Raw genomic sequence first — 17,946 nt, 5'->3', positions numbered from 1 at the left:
GTAATGAAACGTATGAAAACGATTCTTGCTGTTGCTGGTCTCATTTGGGTAATGTCTCATGGTTTTCCGATTTTTGAAGGAGAGCAAATTCGTAGTGCATTAAATAAACAGTTTAATGATTATCATATTATTGATCGAAAAGATAATGTCGTTACGGTGCGTGTGAAAGATTGTTTCCACACAGTTACGGTTGCTAATGGCAATGTTACAAATGATTCAAAAATGTGCGATAAAAGATAAAAGAAAGAAGCTGACTCTGGCGTATGGTTTTGAGTCAGCTTCTTTTTCGTTTTCCAACAAGGATTTTTTCAAATGCTTCGACAAATACATACATAAGAGTTGCAAGGACGCAAGTGAGCAATACACTGAGTAAGACGAGTGTGAAGTTAAAGACTTGGAATCCGTAGCTAATTAAATAGCCAAGTCCTTGTTTAGAAACGAGGAGCTCTCCGAAAATAACACCGACCCATGATAAGCCAACGTTCACTTTTAACGTTGAAATGATGGCAGGGAAGGATGAAGGGAGAATAACGTGCTTATAGCATTGCCATTTATTTGCGCCAAATGTGTGCATTACTTTTATATAGTTGGAATCGACTTCTTGAAATGCGCTGTAAATAACGAGAATGGTAATGATGATGGAGATGATTACCCCCATTGCGATAGAAGATGAAATATTTGGACCAAAAATGACAATAATAATTGGGCCGAGTGCTACTTTTGGCATTGCATTTAGGACAACGAGATATGGATCAAGTACGCGAGCTAAAAGGGGCATCCACCAAAGGAAAGTAGCGATAATAGCTCCGAGTACTGTTCCGAGAATGAAGCCTACTCCTGTTTCGAGTAATGTCGTCCATATGTGAATCCAAAGTGAACCGTCAATCCATTTCGTTAAGAAGAGATCCCAAATACTCGAAGGAGAGCTAAAGAGTAAAGGATCAATCCACTCTTTCTTGCTAGCTATTTCCCATAGTGCAAAGAAAAGAACAAGAAGTAAAAGTTGTAAAGAGCGAGCTAACCATGCACGTTGTCTTTCTTTTTTTCGAAACTGTTCATGTAGTTGTTTTATATTATCCAAGTTGTTCCAACTCCTTCCATATTTCTTGGAAGAGGGCCGGGAAGTCATGGTGGTGGCGTGCTTCTAATGGCGATAAGGAACGGATACTATCTGGGACGATGAATGTTTTTGCAATCTTCCCAGGGTTCGCTTGCAGTAAATAAATACGATCGCTCATTGCGATTGCTTCTTCAATATCATGTGTCACAAGTAGTGATGTTTTCTTATATTTACGTAGCAATGTGAAGACGAGTTCTTCTAGTTTTAATTTTGTTTGATAATCGAGAGCGGAAAATGGTTCATCTAGCAATAAAATTTTTGGATCGGTCGCTAATGTTCGAACGAGTGCAGCACGTTGGCGCATGCCGCCGGATAGTTCACGAGGATATTGCTGTTCTATATCATGTAAGCCGACTTGCTTTAAAAGCTTTAATGTATGTTCTTTCATATTTTTATCATAAATTTTCCGAATATGAAGTCCGAGCATAATATTTTCTTCAATTGTTTTCCACGGAAACAAGTAATCTTGCTGGAGCATATAGCCCATAGATGGGGTCATAGTTGTAATCGGCTCACCATCTAAAAATACGGTCCCTTCAATTGGGTCGAGTAGCCCTGCAATAATAGAGAGGAGCGTTGTTTTTCCGCAACCACTCGGACCAAGGATAGAAATAAATTCCCCCTCTTCTACTTGCAAGCTCATATCTTCAAGAATAAGTTTGGCATTTTCTTTTGCAAAAAAGCAGTGAGAAACGTTACGTATTTGTAAAAAATTCATATATTTCGCCTCTATTTCTTAATGACGCTTTCAGCAATTTTTGTATTGACGAGCGTTTCATGTGGAACTTCCTTTTGTAATTCGCCAGCTTCTTTCATAATCGTTTGGAGCTGTTTCCATTCTTCAGCATCTAATAATGGATTTGTCGCATAAGAATGTTGTTTTTTGTAGCGCTCAATGACTTTTATTGAAATGTCTTTTGAAGTGTCTTTAAATAGTGGAGAAACAGCATCAGCAATCTCTTCAGGACTATGTGTATCAACCCATTGCTGCGCTTTATATAGCGCACGCGTGAATTTTTCTGCAGCAGCTTTATCTTTCTTTAAGAAACTTTCTTTTGCCATAAACGTTGTATAAGGAACAGTGCCAGATTCAGCTCCGAAAGAAGCGACAATATAACCTTTTCCTTCTTTTTCAAATATACTTGCAGTCGGTTCAAAGAGCTGTACAAATTCTCCTGTACCAGATGCAAAGGCATTTGCAATATTAGCAAACTCGATATTTTGAATTAAGTTCGTATCTTTGTGAGGATCAATGCCATTTTTCTTTAAAACATATTCTCCAACCATTTGTGGCATGCCGCCTTTACGCTGTCCTAAAAACGTAACGCCCTTTACGTCATTCCAATTAAAAGTGTCTAATTTTTTACGTGAAACTAAAAATGTACCATCTGTTTGTGTTAACTGTGCAAAATTAATGATAGGATCTTTTGCTCCTTGTTGATGAACATAAATGGACGTTTCTGAACCAACGAGAGCAATATCAATTCCGCCGGATAATAGGGTAGTCATCGTTTTATCCCCGCCAGCGGTTGTTTGTAAGTCAATATTTAAGCCTTCATCTTTAAAAAAACCTTTTTCAATTCCAACATATAATGGTGCGTAGAACAGAGAGTGGGTAACTTCGCCAACTCGAATTTTTTGAGCTTGTTCTTTCGTACTTTCTTTTGTGCTACTACAAGCAGCAAATGTGAAAACAGCTAGTAACATGATGCAAAAAACGGTTATTAATTTTTTCACTATATGGCACCTCCTAGAAGTTAATCTACAAGCATGATATGTAGGTTAGTGCCCATATGTGAGTATATATAGCAGGAATTTTTTGGGTAGTACAGAAGTACAAATATAAGGGGTGATAAAATGGAGTACGAATACGATGATAGCATACATTTACATCTTGATTATTTCGGAACTGAATGTGATATGGAATCGATTGCTTATAAGAGGAAGCATGAAGACGTATGGGATGTGTATTTTAATTTTGGAGTATACGGTATTCAGAAAGATGATGTAGAGGCAGGAATGTTTATGGACGAATATGCCGGTTATTACGTTTTTTCTGTACATGCTCGTGATTTGAGCTGGGAATTTGGAAGTGCTCAGTTTGAGGAATGGATTTTGAGGAACCATATAGTAGCGAAAACACTTCAAAAATAGGAGGAATTTCGTGGTTGAATTTCTCATCTTATTATTCATTTGCGTAGTTGGAATTTTCATCATGCAAGTGCTCATTTACCGATTTGCAAAGAAAAATATTCATAAATACAAAGAAGTGAAGTGGATTCATATGTGGCTAGATATGACTATGAAAAAGGGTCCGAGATTAGATTTTTTTGATTTTGTACTTATAGTAATCGTGAGTATCATATGGAAAATATGGATGCTTCCTCTTATATAGTAAACATGCTAATCATTTTAACATTTTCCCTTGCATAATAAATAACGAAAAGAACCTGTCATATGACAGGTTTTTTCTATAGTAATAGTTTTCCGAAACTCGTGCCGACAAGATCACAAATTTTGGTCGGTTCACATGTAATTATCCAATTAGATAAAGATTATAGTAAAACTGTGAGCGGTGTTGTGAAAGATATTTTTACAAACATGGAAACACATACGTACGGAATTAAAGTTCGATTACAAGATGGGTAAATTGGTCGTGTTCAAAGTGTTGGATAATAAAAAAGAGGTCGTCCATCTTTGGACGACCTCTTTTTTATTATGCTTGGTTAGTGCGGAAAAATGGAAGCTTCTGCACAGCGTAAACTAACCCATATGCAAGAATTAAGCACATAAGAGGGTTAATGAAAAATCCGTAGCGATTAATTGCTAAGAATAAGTTTGAGAAGATGATGTAAATAACAGAACTTGCTACTAGCATCATAACGCGTTTATGTTTAAATGAATTTAGCATGAAGCAGAAACTGCTTAAGAATGTACCGATGATAAAGACTCTATGACACATTTGAATAAAATTATGAATACGGTATTGGTCTACAGCAGGAGCTGTTTTGAATAACTCAATTGTTTTACCAACAGTGAACCAAGAGAACCAATATGTGAAGTCCGTCTTAAATCCATTTTTGATTAAATCTTTTGCGTAGGCCCCTTTATCCTCTAAGCCTTGGGCTCTCATTTGGTTAACTACATTTTCATAGCCGATTTTGTTAAATGGATCTGCGCCGGCAATTAATGGGTCCGCACCTTGCGTTGAGAATAAAATAAATTGATGAAACGCTAAATAGTTACGAACAACCCAGGCGCCGATAATAAAGAACGGGCCAATGAGCCATAATAATCCAATTCGAATTGAGTCTTTAAATCCATATGTGAACAAGACGACAAGAACAGGAATGAGCATCATTGGAGCCGGGTTTGGACGGAACATAAGTAAAATAGCAACAACAATTCCAAACCATATATGGAATTTTACTTTATTGTATTTCCAAGCGAGAACAAATACATACACGCTTAACGATAATAAGAATATTGAAGGAACTTCTGTTAGTAATGTACGGAAGTATGTATAGTTACTTGGATAAATAGCATATAAAATACTTGCGACAATTCCATAAATATTCTTTTCAAATAACTCTTTTCCTATTAAGAATACCAATAACACTGTGCCGAGGTTCAGTATCATATTAATAACAGTTGCCACGTAATAGTAAGGAATTGATGTAACATCAGAAATAATCATAGCACCAGCTAATAGTAATGGTTGACCTGGTGTGATATATGCATTTTTTCCAGGAACTTCACTAGGCTCTAAATACACATAGCCAAATACACCATGTTTTAATAATTGTTCAGCTGTTAACGAATAGTTAAACGCATCATTTGCACCATATGTTACTTTGACTAACTCTCCATCTAATCCCGGCTGTTTTACTAGACAAAAAACGTGCAACAGGAAAGAAAGCGCCAAAATTGCATATACCGCTTTAGGCAAACTTTTAAACTTATTTAGCAAAAATGAGCATCTCCTTTTTTATTAATTCTTTCTTGTTTTCATGATAAAACCCTAATAGTATTAAGGTTTTCCAAAACATAGTTATTATATCATAAAGTGGAGCGTAGTAATTTGATTTTTCAATATTCCATAGTTTAAATTCCAAAATTTAACTGATTATTAAGGCATAATTAAGAAAATATATTTATAGTAAAAGCAAGTCGCAAGACGAAATACACGTTTTATGTTATTTTTATAGAAAGCGTTTTTACGATGCGGGGTGAAATTAATAGATAGAAAAGAGGGAATGAAGTGAAGTATGGTTACACACTTTATCATCTTCAGAGAAGAAATATATTAATTTCTACCATGTTAAGTGGCATGATGACCTTACTAGTAACAACTGTGCTGTTTATGATTTTAAAGTTTTTTAATTTAGATATGATTAAAGATATTTTTAATCATAAGTTGATTTTAAGGAGTATGATGATTTTAATATGGGGTGCAATCTTATATTTTGTGTATTCAAATAAAAAAGAGACGTTCATAATTAAATCGTCCCTTCGAGTGTATCTTATATTATTTTTTATAGCGCATGTAGTAACTTTATTTTATATTGTGTTACAAGTTAATATGAACTTCGTAGAAGCGATAAATTGGATTTACTATTATAATATGCAGTTTATATTTAGCTTACTAGTAATTTATGCAATATATGTTTTTGTATATAGTGTGCTAGGGAAATTTTTTCTGAGTGTTATTTTAACGAGTTGCACGTTAGTCATTTTAGGTATTGTAAACCATTTAAAGCTTATTTTTAGAGGGGACCCACTATATCCTTCTGATTTTACACAGATTGGACATATGCAATCTGTTATACCGATGGTGATGGATTATTTTAGTTGGGGTTATATTATTCTCGTTATTGTAAGTGTTGTTGCCTGTATTTTGGTGGGTATGTATGTGAGGAAATATATTCAAAATGTAAAGGTTCATGCAGGCGTACGAGTTCTATTTATAATAGGATCCGTTTTTGTTTTATATGCGTATGGTAATTTTTCGAATACGTTTATGAATAAATGGTTTCAAAAGTCGGGTATAGAGTTCGTGTTGTGGAATCAAAATGAAAATTATGCTTCAAATGGTTTTGTGTTAGGCTTTATAAGTAATTTAGATACGACAGTCATGGAAAAGCCGGAAAACTATTCAAAAGAAAATATGCTTCAAATAGCAAACGATGTAAAGAAACAATATAGTAGCAATATAGGGGTGCAGAAGCAAAAAGAGAAACCAAATATTATTTTTGTAATGAGTGAGTCGTTTTGGGATCCAACGAAATTAACGAATCTTTCCTTTAGTGAAGATCCTTTACCGAATTTACATCATTATATAGAAAGTTTCCCTGGTGGACAAACTATTTCGCCGGCATTTGGAGGAAATACTGCGAACGTTGAATTTGAGGCGTTAACGAGTTATTCAATGAGTTTGTTAAAGCCAGGATCTATACCATATCAGCAAGTCGTTACAAATAAAGTAGAAATTCCATCGATTACTCGAACGTTGAAAAAAGAAGGGTATTACACAAGCGCTATTCATTCGTTCGGTCGCTCATTTTTTAAACGTGATGATGTATATAAAGTGTTAGGATTTGATAAGTTTAATGCACAAGATACGATGGAAAATGTAGAAATTGATGGAGATTATATTAGCGATTTATCTATGAGTAAAGAGATAATAACTGAATTAGAGAAGCAAAAGAAACCTACGTTTGTTCATGCAGTTACGATGCAAAATCATTTTCCATTTACAGAAGGAAGATTTGGCGAAAATCAAATAGAGATTAGTGGATTAGAAAATGAAGAATCGAAAGCTGAATTAGAGACTTATACAGAAGGGTTAAGACGTTCAGATGAAGCTCTGCAATATTTAATAGAGCAACTAGATAATTTAGATAGACCTACATTATTAGTATTCTTTGGCGATCATCTCCCATCACTAGGAACAAATAAATCTCTTTATAAAGAGACTGGTTATATAACAAATGAAAAAACACCAAGTGAACGATTAGCGATGGCACAAACGCCGTTATTAATGTATGCAAACTTTGATATACCAAATGACAATTTAGGCCTAGTAAGTCCAATTTATTTTTCAAATCTTGTCCTTGATTATGCTGGATTAAATAAGGTACCGTTCTATCAATTTTTATCGAAGTTATATGAAGAAATTCCCGTACTTCGTGACGAATTGAAGATAGGAAAAGACAGAGAAGCAATAAAAAGTTTAACAGCGAAACAAAAAGAAATGTTAAAGCAATATGAGCTTATTCAATATGACTTACTTATTGGAAAGCAATATAGTAAGGATATATTATTTAAATAGGCGACAAAAAGAACTTGTATACGATACAAGTTCTTTTTTCATAGTATTTAACGGGGTAAACAGACAAGCTGGGTTTAGGGAGTATTACTTGTACATTTAGTATAAATTAAAATAGAATCGTTTAAGTGATTGATTTGTGAGAAATATGTGAATTTTTATCCATTTTAATATTATATGAGTAGAAAGTTATAATAAAAGCCCCTCTGGATTTAGGAACTAGAATATGTATTAGGAGGAGTAATCTTTATAACGGACAATGAGGTTATAATCGGACGTGGATGAAATATATGTTTTACATATTTTATCCATTTCATATTTGGATTCTGTACATAATTTGACAATTTGTTTAACACGCAAAAAAACTCTTTTGCATTTCTAAGAGAGTTTTTATTTGGGTGTCCATGGATTGATTTTCCTCATTTGTTCAATTTATCTTTGTTTGTCTATGAAAATCATTTATTATAATAAATGGTATTCTTCGAGATATGATTTTGAAGGGGTGTTGAAGTGGGAGAGAGCTTTCTATCTGCTAAAGAAGAAAAGAAAAACGCTAAGATTTTCTTATGGGTACTGCATGTCATTGTGATTGTATATGAGGTTGCATATGCGATTATATTAGAAGATAAAATGCCTTTAGAAAATTGGCATAAAGGGATATTGAAGATTGCATACATCATGATTATATTAGGTATCGGTGTTTACTTATTTGAGAGAGGAAAAGCACATTTAGTTAAATATACATATTTACTTGCATACATGATTGCAGAGATTTTCAATATTGGATGGTATGCTTTTCATAATACAATAGCATTTGATGAAGGGAATGTAATCGAATTTATTTTCATTTTCTTCGTGCCAATATTTTTAAGTAAACGATATTTATTTATCTTAGCGCCATTTCTTATAGGAAAATATATGATATACCTATTTGTATTTGGAGAACTGAATCGGTTTATACCTCTTGTTATGAATATGTTGTTGCTTTTCGTGTCATATATTATTTTAAATCGATTTGTGCAATATTTTTCAGCAGTCAAGAAAAGTATTGCCGAGGCTAGTCAGGCACAAAAATTGGCGGTTATCGGAAAAATGGCAGCGACAGTCGGACATGAAATTAAAAATCCACTTGCTTCATTAAAAGGGTTTACGCAATTACAAAAAGAGAAGCACAAAAAAGATGCGACTTATGGACAAATGATTCTTGAAATAGAAAATATGAATAATATGATTAGTGAATTAATGGAGGTTGCTACATGTAAACCTTCTGTTTATGAAAAACATATTGTAAGTGATGTTCTAGTACAAGCAATAGAAAAAATGCATGAAAAAATGGACGAGTTAAATATAAATTTCACCTTTAATGAAGAGCATAATAGAAGTGAGATTGAATGTGATAAACGAAAATTAAAAGGTGTATTTTTGTATGTTATTAAAAATGCTCTAGAGGCAATGGAACATGGTGGAACATTGCAAATACAAGTTGAAGATAAAAAAAGAGATTATGTAGTAATAAGTATAGTAGATAGTGGTTTCGGGATAAAAAAAGAGAATTTAGGAAGAGTTACAGAGGCTTTTTATACAACGAAGCAAGATAAAATTGGATTAGGCCTTACGTTAGCAGAGCGAATTATTACAGAGAACCTTGGAGAATTACATATTTCTAGTGAAGTAAAGAAAGGAACGAGAGTAGAAATACTGCTTCCGAAAAAACTTGAGCGCAATGTAACACAAGAGTAAGAGGTGTTGTAAAAGGAGCTATCATATGGACAAAGGCTATATATTTGAAAAAGAAGAAATAAAGGCGTTAAAAATATTTTTATGCTTATTCTTCGTTATATTTTTTATGTATGATTTTGCTGAAAAGGCTATGGTCCTTTTATCAGAAGGAGATCAAAAGTTAGCAGATATTTTTGGAGAAGGATTAGGTTTATGGTTATATAGTTTGATGGTTTTATTGTTTCTTATCGGAATATATTGTATGAAGCGGAAAAATCCATATATTGTGAAGTATATTATTTTAATTGGCTATAATATATTGGATTTTATTAATAACTTCATTATTTATTACGGAAGTGATGCTGAATTTGATGGTGGGAATATAGTAGAAGGATTCTTTATTTTATTTGCACCGATCTTTGTGAATAAAAGGTATTTTTGGTTAGTTGCCGGAGTTCTTGTCGGAAAATATGCACTGATGGGATTCGTTGTTCAATCCTTTATTGTGCTTATCCCAATGGCATTGTGCAGCGTGTTTGCTATTATATGTTGGATTATACTTGTAAGACTCCAGTCTTACGTTCGCACACTTGAAATGATGGATAAAGAAATACAAAAGGTAGAAAAATTAGCGACGGTTGGAAAAATGGCAACAGTAATTGGCGATAAGATTAAAAGACCGCTAGCAAAATTGAAAAAACTTGTGAATAGGCAAGCGAAAAAACATCCAGAAGATAAGATTTATAGTGATATTATGAAGCAGGAAGTAGATCGTATTAATACAATCGCTACAGAACTAAGTGGGTTTGAGAAATCTAAATCGATAGAATCAGAAACTCATAATATAAAAGAAATCATCTCTTATGTTATTCGAGTTATGGAAAAACCGGCTTTAGAACAAGGGGTAAACATACAGGCTATTTATAGTAAGGATATACCCTCAATCACATGCGATGAAAAACGATTGAAGCAAGTATTTTTTAATTTAATAAAAAATGCGATTGAAGCAATGTCAGTTGGCGGAACTATTACTGTAAAAGTTACAGTAGAAGATGTAATTGTTATTCAAATTATAGATGAGGGATGCGGTATTCCCAAAGATAAAATTCCGAAGCTAAATGAAGCTTTTTACACAACGAAAGAAACTGGAACGGGCTTAGGTTTAGTAGTTACAGAAAAAATTATTAAAGATCACCACGGTAAATTGAACTTTGAAAGTGAAGTTGGAGTTGGAACGACGGTAGAGATTATGTTGCCGATTTAATGATAGTGCAAGAGATAAATAGAAAACATCACTTTGTCAAAAGTGATGTTTTTTTATTGATTTATCCTGCGTTAAGGTCCAATTGGTTCAACTAATAATCAGTAGTGAAGGGATCCACCACTGATTAAAGTTCTTTCTGTAGAGTACAGTTTAAATAGAGGTAATTAAAAAAACGGAGTATACAGCACTGTCAGTAATTCCAGGGCTAATCATGTTTTTAAAGTAACATATGAAATTTTAAATGTAGTAAAGAGAGGTAGCTAAAGTAAGATACCTCTTTAAAAATTATAACCACCATTTTTCCTGCGGCAACAAAGTAATGCTCACATCAAAATTTTCTTTAAACCAATCGTGTATCAATGTCTTTTTCACTAAAAATTCAGAGGCAGAGTGCGATACACCGATGAGTGACATATTTGTTTCTTTTACGTAATCCATAATAAGGGAGTACTTATGCTTACCGTATTCGTTATCAATATGACAATGGATTTCCCCCGCAATGTAAGCTTCAGCACCTTTTTCTTCGGCTTCTTTCATTAAAGATACGACATCACCGCAGCCAGCAATAATTGCAATTTTTGTAATGGAGTCATGTTGTTTACCTTCAAAGTCTGTATACGGAATGTTGAAGAGTTTTTTTAGATGTTTTTGGAGTTTTTCTGTTGATGTTTCATCTATTTCACAAATGAGACCGACTGCCTCTTGTTCAGGACCACCGTGAGCAAATCCGTCAATTACATTAGCTTGAAGTGCTTTTGCAATTGAAATACTAGTTCCATATGTTTGATGAAAATCCATTGGACCGTGACATGTATATATAGAAAGTTGTTTTTCTTTTATTGCGTGCAAATATTTCGATGGAATTGGAACAAATCCTCGCCCTGATTTCCCGAGCGGATCACCGCATTCCATCACAAGTGGATGGTGCATAAAGAGTAAATCACCTGTCATAGATTGTGAAATGAATTTTTCAAGAACATCATCTGTAGGGAAGACAGCCAAAAATACTGTGTTTACATTTTCAGCCCCTCGTATCATAAGACCATTAAATTGTTCAACAAAATTTGCTTCAAAAAATTGTTTCCACGGAAACTGGATTTGATCATATGTAGCTGGAATGAAACGACTAAAGGAACTGTCTTTTCCGTATTTTTCAATTTGGAATAAATGATTAAGCAATCGCTCTATTTCTTTTAAGGCTGGCATTGTGATTCCTCCTTTATCATTGCTATTCTAACATTTTTCTTAATTTTCTGTATACAATAATTAAGAAAAATAGTGGTACAATATATGAATGATATGAGAAGAGAGGATGTAGATTCACATATGTACGTTACTGTAACAGATGCAGCATATAAAAAGATTATGGATACGATTCCAAGTGAAGCGAAATATATAAAGTTATTTTATGATAATGAAGGTTGCGGTTGTGTCATGAGCGGGATTATTGATTTAGTAGCCGTTTCAGAGAAAGATGAGCGCGATGTAAATATTGAATCAAGTGCACTAAACTTTATTGCAGATCGCACAAAGCTTGTATTTATGGATGATAAGTTAACGGTTGATTTACATGAATCTGGAGGGCATTTTCTACTGAAGAGTCCGAGCCAGTTTTATAATCCGAATATGAAGCTACATATTCGAGTATAACAAAGACAGAGAGGCGTATATGATACGCCTCTCTGTCTTTGTTTTTTTCACATAATGAAATGTACATGTGATTGAATTTTCTGTATAATTTTCTTTGCGGAGGGGATTACGCATGAGAAAATGGGGAATTGAATTATTAATTTTAAGTGTTGTTATTATATGGGGCGTCAATTATACGATTGCGAAATACGGACTTTTAGAGTTTACAGCGATTGAGTTTACGGCACTTCGAATGATGGCAGCGGCACCGTTATTGTTATTACTTACGTTCTTTATTGAAAAGTCACTTTACATGGAGCGAAAGGATATACCAAGATTAATCATTGTTAGCGTTGTAGGTATTGTACTGTATCAAACGTTATTTATGGAAACTGTCAAATATACATCCGCTACAAATGCCTCTTTACTCATTTCTATTTCACCTATTTTTACAACTTTATTTGCTATTTCGCTTAAACAAGAAAAGTTTTCTTCTCGAAAGTTAATCGGTTCTATTATTGCTTGCGGTGGTACTGTGCTTGTTCTGTTGGCGGGACATTCACTTGTTAGTTCCTCTTACGGAAACGGAATTGGACTTATTACATCAATATGCTGGGGACTTTACCCTGTTTTAGCAGGTCCTCTTATAAAAAAATATTCTGCTCTTCGTGTTACGGCATGGTCAGCAGTTGTTGGAGCAATTCCGCTTGCTGTGTTAAGTGGACCACATGTTTTTTCAATGCCATTTCATATTGCAAATGGGATGACATGGTTTGCCTTGCTTTATTCTATTTTCTTTGTAACGGTATTCGGTTTAGTTATGTGGTATGTTGGTGTACAAAAAATTGGTGCGTCGCACACGATGGTATATATGTATATTACACCGCTTATAGCGGTTTTATTTGCAGCTGTATGGGCAAAAGAATATATTTCATTACAGCAAATTATCGGTGGAATCATCATTTTCTTCGGTCTATGGTTTGTGAAGTCAGAGAAAGTAGAAGCGCAGTCTACCGTGCAAGAATCTATATCAAAATAGGAAAACAGATCACCTATGATCTGCTTTCCTATTTTTTTATTTTAGGTAAAAATACGAGAAATAAAATGGCAGTAATAAGTGGAATTAAATTAAGAAAAGGAATGCGGAAGAGTGTAATAAGAATAATTCCTGGAAGAAGAACACCGAGGACAGCATAGAAGATACTATGATTTTTCGTGTACCAATATAATGAAAGGCCAATAAGGGCAGGGACAATGAGGTGAATGAGAGCCATTAAAAAATAAATCATTAGACGCCCCCTTTATTTATGTGCTTATTACATCATATCCGTATGTTCATAGATTGATATCATTTTTTTCATAAATGGACGAAAAATGTTTTGAAAAACGTCACATTTATCGGTGATTCTATACTAGGAATCTTGTATAATATTATTTCCTAAAAACATTTTAACAACGTAAACATTGTGTTTATGTTGTTTTTAATTTGGATGAAATAGGTATGTAAATGAATTTTTAAGTAGTATGGACTCGAACTAAGTGAGTTATACAGCTTTGTTGGATAGATAAAAACTATTGAAGAGGAGTACAGCATGATTAGTATGTCATTAAGGTCGTTTAAAATTCAAGCGTATTATCTACTAGGTATTATGTTACTAGGTTGGGCGATAACACCATTTTCAGCTCATTTTTTAGGTGCTGGAATTGGACTTATTGTAAGCATGTATTGTGTTTGGATTTTAGGAAGACGTATTGAGAAGCTTGGAGATAGCATTGTAAAGAAAACAAAGGCGCCGACACTTGGTATGTTTAATCGTTTTGCAGCTGCAATTCTTGGTGCCATTATTATGTATGAAATTGAGCACCATATGGTTATGTGGGCATTTGCAGTTGGTATTATGGGCGGTTATTTTTTAATTGTTATTAATTTAGGCTACTATAGTATGAAAGATGAAAAAGAATTAACGAAATAGATAAAAAGGCTAAAAAAGCTAAAAAAGCTAAAAAAGCTAAAAAAGCTAAAAAAGCTAAAAAAGCTAAAAAAGCTAAAAAAGCTAAAAAAGCTAAAAAAGCTTCTTTTTAGATGGAATAGAGGATCCGGCGGTGGATAGAAGCGGTCAGAGCCTTTTTTTGCCCCGTGCCGCGTGAAAACAGAAAGAGTAAGTGAGCGAGAAATCTGTTTATATTTTCGAAGACTTGATTTGTATGTGAGAAAATCCAAGTGTATAAATTGAAAACTGGGTTTAGAACTTTTTTAGGTGGAATAGGGGATCTAGCGATGGTTAGAAGCGGTCAGAGCCTTTTTTGTCCCATGCCGCGTGAAAACAGAAAGAGTAAGTGAGCGAGAAATCTGTTTATATTTTCGAAGACTTGATTTGTATGTGGATAAATTGAAGAATATATAGAAAGAAGCTTACGTGAAAAACGTAAGCTTCTTTTTTATGTAAGTATGTGTAACCGTTAAGCCGCATTGGGTTTTGTCGGTGAGTACGCGAAACTTTGTGATTACACAATACTTATTCATATGAGTAAAGGGTTATTCAACAGAAAAGTTAAATTTAAGCGATTGGACCGCCTAAGTTAATAATATCTTCAGAAACGCTATCGAATTTTTTGAAGTTTGCTTTAAACTCGTTCGCAAGCTCAATTGCTTTCGCTTTGTAAGCAGCTTTATCAGCCCAAGTTTGTTCAGGCATTAATACTTCGTCAGGTACACCTGGAACGTGACGAGGTACTTCTAGACCGAAGATGTCGTGCTTTGCAGTTTCTGCTTTCGCAAGTTCACCGCTTAGTGCTGCTTGAATCATTGCACGAGTGTAACCTAAGTTCATGCGTTTACCAACGCCGTATTCGCCGCCAGTCCAGCCAGTGTTTACTAAGAATACTTTTGCATCATGTTTCTCGATTTTTTCACCAAGCATTTCAGCATAGCGAGATGCATCAAGCGGTAAGAACGGTGAACCGAAGCAAGTTGAGAATGTAGCTTGCGGAGATGTAACGCCGCGCTCTGTTCCTGCTAGTTTGCTAGTGTAACCGCTTAAGAAGTGGTACATAGCTTGTTCTTTTGATAACTTACTGATTGGAGGCAATACGCCAGATGCGTCAGCAGTTAAGAAAATAATTGTATTTGGATGTCCTGCAACACTTGGCAGTACGATATTGTCAATCGCATGCATAGGGTATGCAGCACGTGTATTTTCTGTTAAAGTAGTATCGTTATAGTCTGCGATGCGTGTTTGGTCATTAATGACAACGTTTTCTAAAACTGAACCGAATTTAATTGCATCAAAGATTTGTGGTTCTTTCTCATGAGAAAGGTTTACACATTTTGCATAGCAACCACCCTCAATATTGAATACACCGTTATCAGACCAACCGTGTTCATCATCACCGATTAATTTACGGTTTGGATCAGCAGATAATGTTGTTTTACCTGTTCCAGATAAACCGAAGAATAGTGCCACGTCGCCTTCTTCGCCTACGTTTGCAGAGCAATGCATAGAAAGAATATCTTGTTCTGGAAGTAAGAAGTTCATAATAGAGAAGATTGATTTTTTCATTTCTCCAGCGTATTCTGTACCACCGATTAGTACGATACGTTTTTCGAATGAAACCATGATGAATGCTTCAGAATTTGTACCGTCAACTGCTGGATCAGCTTTAAAGTTTGGTGCAGAAACAATTGTGAACTCCGATTCGTGAGTTGTTAATTCTTCTTCAGTTGGACGGATAAATAATTGATGCACGAACAAATTATGCCATGCGTATTCGTTAACAACTTGAATTGGTAGACGATAGTTACGATCAGCGCCTGCAAATCCTTTGAATACGAATAACTCTTCTTTTTCTTTTAAGTATTCTAAAACTTTAGTATATAATTTATTAAAATGTTCTTCAGAAACCGGTTGATTCACAGCTCCCCAAGCAATTTTGTCAGCAACCGATGCTTCTTTCACAATAAATTTATCTTTAGGAGAACGTCCTGTATATTTTCCTGTTGAAGCAGAAACGGCACCAGTAGAAGTTAATTTCCCTTCATTTCGCATTAATACTTTTTCCACTAATTGCGGAACACTTAGTTGAATCTGTGCATTGCTTCCGTTCAATAATTCATGTAAACCAATTTGGACATTCACAGTACTCATATTTATATACCATCCTTTTCATTTAATGAAATATTTCTCGTAATCCCCATCAAGAGTATAACACAATCATATAAATAATGTATACTATTTCTTTGTTTTTGTTTGTGTGAATGCATTATTTCCTTATTAATATTTCATTCTATGCTTATTGAGAAAAACTTTCAGGAAAATGTGAATATTAATTGACAAATGAATATCATTTCTTTAGTATAGGTTGGGACGGATACTCTCTTATCCCGAGCTGGCGGAGGGACAGGCCCGATGAAGCCCAGCAACCTCACTTGTGATGGTAAATAACAAGTGAATAGGTGCTAAAACCTGTGCGAGGCTAATGGTCTCGAACGATAAGAGCAAAGGGCAAAAAGCAGTATGCAAGTAGCAAATTAAACCTTTCCTCTATGTTAAGTAGGAAAGGTTTTTCTGTATGCTTGTGTGGGAGAATAAATGTATGTCGCAGTTTGTGGCAAATTAAGGATGAGTTCCGTACAATATATACAATTACTGTAGGGAGGTTTACCACATGACAAAAAAACGTCATCTGTTCACATCTGAGTCTGTAACTGAAGGACATCCAGATAAAATTTGTGACCAAATTTCTGATTCAATTTTAGATGCGATCTTATCAAAAGACGCAAATGCACGTGTGGCTTGTGAAACAACTGTAACAACTGGTTTAGTATTGGTAGCGGGGGAAATTACGACTTCTACTTACGTAGATATTCCGAAAATCGTTCGTGAAACAATTCAAGGCATTGGTTACACACGTGCAAAATACGGATTCGATGCAGAAACTTGTGCTGTTTTAACATCTATCGATGAGCAATCTGCTGACATCGCTATGGGTGTTGACCAAGCGCTAGAAGCACGCGAAGGTCAAATGACTGACGCTGAGATTGAGGCAATTGGTGCAGGAGACCAAGGTTTAATGTTTGGTTTCGCATGTAATGAAACACAAGAATTAATGCCACTTCCAATCTCGCTTGCTCACAAATTAGCTCGTCGTTTAACTGAAGTACGTAAAGATGACACATTATCATACTTACGTCCAGATGGAAAAACGCAAGTTACAGTTGAGTATGATGAAAATGGTAAACCTGTACGTGTAGATACAATTGTAATTTCTACACAGCATCATCCAGATGTTACATGGGAAGAAATCGATCGCGATTTAAAAGAGCACGTAATTAAAGCTGTAGTTCCAGCAGAATTAATGGATGGAGAAACGAAATTCTTCATTAACCCAACTGGTCGCTTCGTAATCGGTGGACCACAAGGTGATGCTGGTTTAACAGGACGTAAAATCATCGTTGATACTTACGGTGGATATGCTCGCCACGGTGGCGGTGCATTCTCTGGTAAAGATGCAACGAAAGTTGACCGTTCAGCAGCATATGCAGCTCGTTATGTTGCGAAAAATATCGTAGCAGCTGGTCTTGCTGATAAAGCGGAAGTACAACTTGCATACGCAATTGGCGTAGCGCAACCAGTATCAATTTCAGTTGATACATTCGGCACTGGTAAGGTATCTGAAGATGTATTAGTAGAACTAGTTCGTAACAACTTCGATCTTCGCCCAGCTGGTATTATTAAAATGCTAGACTTACGTCGCCCGATTTACAAACAAACAGCAGCTTACGGACACTTCGGACGTACTGATGTAGATTTATCGTGGGAACGTACAGACAAAGCAGCTGCTTTAAAAGAGCAAGCTAGTCTATAATATATGAAAAAAGCTTTGCGC

General features: G+C 34.9%; 17 protein-coding genes, 1 pseudogene and 1 riboswitch. Of the genes and pseudogenes, 11 read left to right on the top strand and 7 right to left on the bottom strand.

The genetic code is table 11. The annotated features are described in order from the left end of the window. Nucleotides 1-12: 12 nt before the first annotated feature. Nucleotides 13-240, top strand: a complete 228-nt coding sequence (locus ACTFQM_RS18745; RefSeq protein ID WP_002173899.1) for a hypothetical protein — start codon at nt 13-15, stop codon at nt 238-240. Between the two features lie 34 nt (nt 241-274). On the opposite strand, the gene ACTFQM_RS18740 is transcribed toward ACTFQM_RS18745, so the two are convergent. The 3 genes from ACTFQM_RS18740 to ACTFQM_RS18730 are packed head-to-tail and all read right to left on the bottom strand — an operon-like array spanning nt 275 to nt 2,857. Beyond that, a complete protein-coding gene (locus ACTFQM_RS18740; RefSeq protein ID WP_002173898.1) occupies nt 275-1,081 on the bottom strand; it encodes an ABC transporter permease in 807 nt (268 codons plus the stop codon). Further along, nucleotides 1,074-1,838, bottom strand: coding sequence for an ABC transporter ATP-binding protein (locus ACTFQM_RS18735; protein WP_440035621.1), 765 nt, complete (start codon nt 1,836-1,838; stop codon nt 1,074-1,076). The genes ACTFQM_RS18740 and ACTFQM_RS18735 overlap by 8 nt, the downstream gene beginning before the upstream one ends. A gap of 11 nt (nt 1,839-1,849) precedes the next feature. Next, nucleotides 1,850-2,857: an ABC transporter substrate-binding protein gene (locus ACTFQM_RS18730; protein WP_002173896.1), complete on the bottom strand. Its 1,008-nt coding sequence runs from the start codon at nt 2,855-2,857 to the stop codon at nt 1,850-1,852. Between the two features lie 120 nt (nt 2,858-2,977). Here ACTFQM_RS18730 and ACTFQM_RS18725 point away from each other — a divergent pair, with 120 nt between their 5' ends. The 3 genes and pseudogenes from ACTFQM_RS18725 to ACTFQM_RS18715 form a co-directional block, all read left to right on the top strand. Next, the gene (locus ACTFQM_RS18725) at nt 2,978-3,274 is read left to right on the top strand and encodes a DUF3986 family protein (RefSeq protein ID WP_440035618.1); all 297 of its coding nucleotides are present in this window, start codon (nt 2,978-2,980) and stop codon (nt 3,272-3,274) included. A gap of 10 nt (nt 3,275-3,284) precedes the next feature. Next, on the top strand, nt 3,285-3,515 hold the full coding sequence (locus ACTFQM_RS18720; protein WP_025148889.1) for a hypothetical protein: 231 nt from the start codon (nt 3,285-3,287) through the stop codon (nt 3,513-3,515). Between the two features lie 104 nt (nt 3,516-3,619). Continuing rightward, nucleotides 3,620-3,769, top strand: a pseudogene (locus ACTFQM_RS18715) (DUF2196 domain-containing protein); the annotation flags it as partial. 67 nt (nt 3,770-3,836) lie between these two features. Here ACTFQM_RS18715 and ACTFQM_RS18710 read toward each other — a convergent pair. Continuing rightward, on the bottom strand, nt 3,837-5,090 hold the full coding sequence (locus ACTFQM_RS18710) for a glycosyltransferase family 39 protein (RefSeq protein ID WP_429699920.1): 1,254 nt from the start codon (nt 5,088-5,090) through the stop codon (nt 3,837-3,839). Between the two features lie 291 nt (nt 5,091-5,381). Here ACTFQM_RS18710 and ACTFQM_RS18705 point away from each other — a divergent pair, with 291 nt between their 5' ends. The 3 genes from ACTFQM_RS18705 (at nt 5,382) to ACTFQM_RS18695 (ending at nt 10,431) form a co-directional block, all read left to right on the top strand. After that, complete coding sequence (locus ACTFQM_RS18705; protein ID WP_440035615.1) at nt 5,382-7,451, top strand: LTA synthase family protein; 2,070 nt, start codon at nt 5,382-5,384, stop codon at nt 7,449-7,451. A gap of 507 nt (nt 7,452-7,958) precedes the next feature. Further along, nucleotides 7,959-9,188 carry an ATP-binding protein gene (locus ACTFQM_RS18700; protein WP_440035613.1) on the top strand — a complete coding sequence of 410 codons (1,230 nt, stop codon included), beginning with the start codon at nt 7,959-7,961 and terminating at the stop codon, nt 9,186-9,188. 25 nt (nt 9,189-9,213) lie between these two features. Further along, nucleotides 9,214-10,431, top strand: a complete 1,218-nt coding sequence (locus ACTFQM_RS18695; RefSeq protein ID WP_440035610.1) for an ATP-binding protein — start codon at nt 9,214-9,216, stop codon at nt 10,429-10,431. 285 nt (nt 10,432-10,716) lie between these two features. Here ACTFQM_RS18695 and ACTFQM_RS18690 read toward each other — a convergent pair whose 3' ends face one another. Beyond that, complete coding sequence (locus tag ACTFQM_RS18690; protein WP_440035607.1) at nt 10,717-11,637, bottom strand: Nif3-like dinuclear metal center hexameric protein; 921 nt, start codon at nt 11,635-11,637, stop codon at nt 10,717-10,719. A 120-nt stretch (nt 11,638-11,757) separates the two neighbouring features. Here ACTFQM_RS18690 and ACTFQM_RS18685 point away from each other — a divergent pair, with 120 nt between their 5' ends. Both ACTFQM_RS18685 and ACTFQM_RS18680 read left to right on the top strand, forming a co-directional pair. Then, nucleotides 11,758-12,081, top strand: a complete 324-nt coding sequence (locus ACTFQM_RS18685) for an iron-sulfur cluster biosynthesis family protein (RefSeq protein WP_025148896.1) — start codon at nt 11,758-11,760, stop codon at nt 12,079-12,081. 112 nt (nt 12,082-12,193) lie between these two features. Continuing rightward, nucleotides 12,194-13,099 (top strand): DMT family transporter, encoded by a 906-nt coding sequence (locus ACTFQM_RS18680; protein ID WP_025148897.1) that lies wholly within the window; start codon nt 12,194-12,196, stop codon nt 13,097-13,099. Between the two features lie 28 nt (nt 13,100-13,127). Here ACTFQM_RS18680 and ACTFQM_RS18675 read toward each other — a convergent pair whose 3' ends face one another. Then, entirely contained in the window at nt 13,128-13,349 is a 222-nt protein-coding gene (locus ACTFQM_RS18675) for a hypothetical protein (protein ID WP_000639048.1), read from the bottom strand. A gap of 303 nt (nt 13,350-13,652) precedes the next feature. On the opposite strand from ACTFQM_RS18675, the gene ACTFQM_RS18670 reads away from it, so the two are divergent. Continuing rightward, on the top strand, nt 13,653-14,033 hold the full coding sequence (locus ACTFQM_RS18670; RefSeq protein ID WP_002173884.1) for an ATP synthase subunit I: 381 nt from the start codon (nt 13,653-13,655) through the stop codon (nt 14,031-14,033). Nucleotides 14,034-14,618: 585 nt separating this feature from the next. Here the strand turns inward: ACTFQM_RS18670 and pckA are convergent. Continuing rightward, nucleotides 14,619-16,205 carry a phosphoenolpyruvate carboxykinase (ATP) gene (gene pckA / locus ACTFQM_RS18665; protein ID WP_440035604.1) on the bottom strand — a complete coding sequence of 529 codons (1,587 nt, stop codon included), beginning with the start codon at nt 16,203-16,205 and terminating at the stop codon, nt 14,619-14,621. 228 nt (nt 16,206-16,433) lie between these two features. Continuing rightward, nucleotides 16,434-16,556, top strand: a riboswitch (SAM riboswitch). A 169-nt stretch (nt 16,557-16,725) separates the two neighbouring features. Here pckA and metK point away from each other — a divergent pair. Then, nucleotides 16,726-17,925, top strand: coding sequence for a methionine adenosyltransferase (metK, locus tag ACTFQM_RS18660; protein ID WP_025148899.1), 1,200 nt, complete (start codon nt 16,726-16,728; stop codon nt 17,923-17,925). The last annotated feature ends 21 nt before the right edge of the window (nt 17,926-17,946 follow it).

This window comes from Bacillus cereus group sp. MYBK30-2 (assembly GCF_051915945.1).
Lineage (GTDB): Bacteria > Bacillota > Bacilli > Bacillales > Bacillaceae_G > Bacillus_A > Bacillus_A paramycoides.
This window is presented reverse-complemented; position numbering and strand designations above follow the sequence as displayed.

What these genes read in the sequence shown, in the direction of transcription:
- ACTFQM_RS18745 (WP_002173899.1), top strand. Translation starts at nt 13, where the DNA reads ATGAAAACGATTCTTGCTGTTGCTGGTCTCATTTGGGTAATGTCTCAT.
- ACTFQM_RS18735 (WP_440035621.1), bottom strand. Translation starts at nt 1,838, where the DNA reads ATGAATTTTTTACAAATACGTAACGTTTCTCACTGCTTTTTTGCAAAA.
- ACTFQM_RS18725 (WP_440035618.1), top strand. Translation starts at nt 2,978, where the DNA reads ATGGAGTACGAATACGATGATAGCATACATTTACATCTTGATTATTTC.
- ACTFQM_RS18695 (WP_440035610.1), top strand. Translation starts at nt 9,214, where the DNA reads ATGGACAAAGGCTATATATTTGAAAAAGAAGAAATAAAGGCGTTAAAA.
- ACTFQM_RS18690 (WP_440035607.1), bottom strand. Translation starts at nt 11,637, where the DNA reads ATGCCAGCCTTAAAAGAAATAGAGCGATTGCTTAATCATTTATTCCAA.
- ACTFQM_RS18685 (WP_025148896.1), top strand. Translation starts at nt 11,758, where the DNA reads ATGTACGTTACTGTAACAGATGCAGCATATAAAAAGATTATGGATACG.
- ACTFQM_RS18680 (WP_025148897.1), top strand. Translation starts at nt 12,194, where the DNA reads ATGAGAAAATGGGGAATTGAATTATTAATTTTAAGTGTTGTTATTATA.
- ACTFQM_RS18675 (WP_000639048.1), bottom strand. Translation starts at nt 13,349, where the DNA reads ATGATTTATTTTTTAATGGCTCTCATTCACCTCATTGTCCCTGCCCTT.
- ACTFQM_RS18670 (WP_002173884.1), top strand. Translation starts at nt 13,653, where the DNA reads ATGATTAGTATGTCATTAAGGTCGTTTAAAATTCAAGCGTATTATCTA.
- pckA (WP_440035604.1), bottom strand. Translation starts at nt 16,205, where the DNA reads ATGAGTACTGTGAATGTCCAAATTGGTTTACATGAATTATTGAACGGA.
- metK (WP_025148899.1), top strand. Translation starts at nt 16,726, where the DNA reads ATGACAAAAAAACGTCATCTGTTCACATCTGAGTCTGTAACTGAAGGA.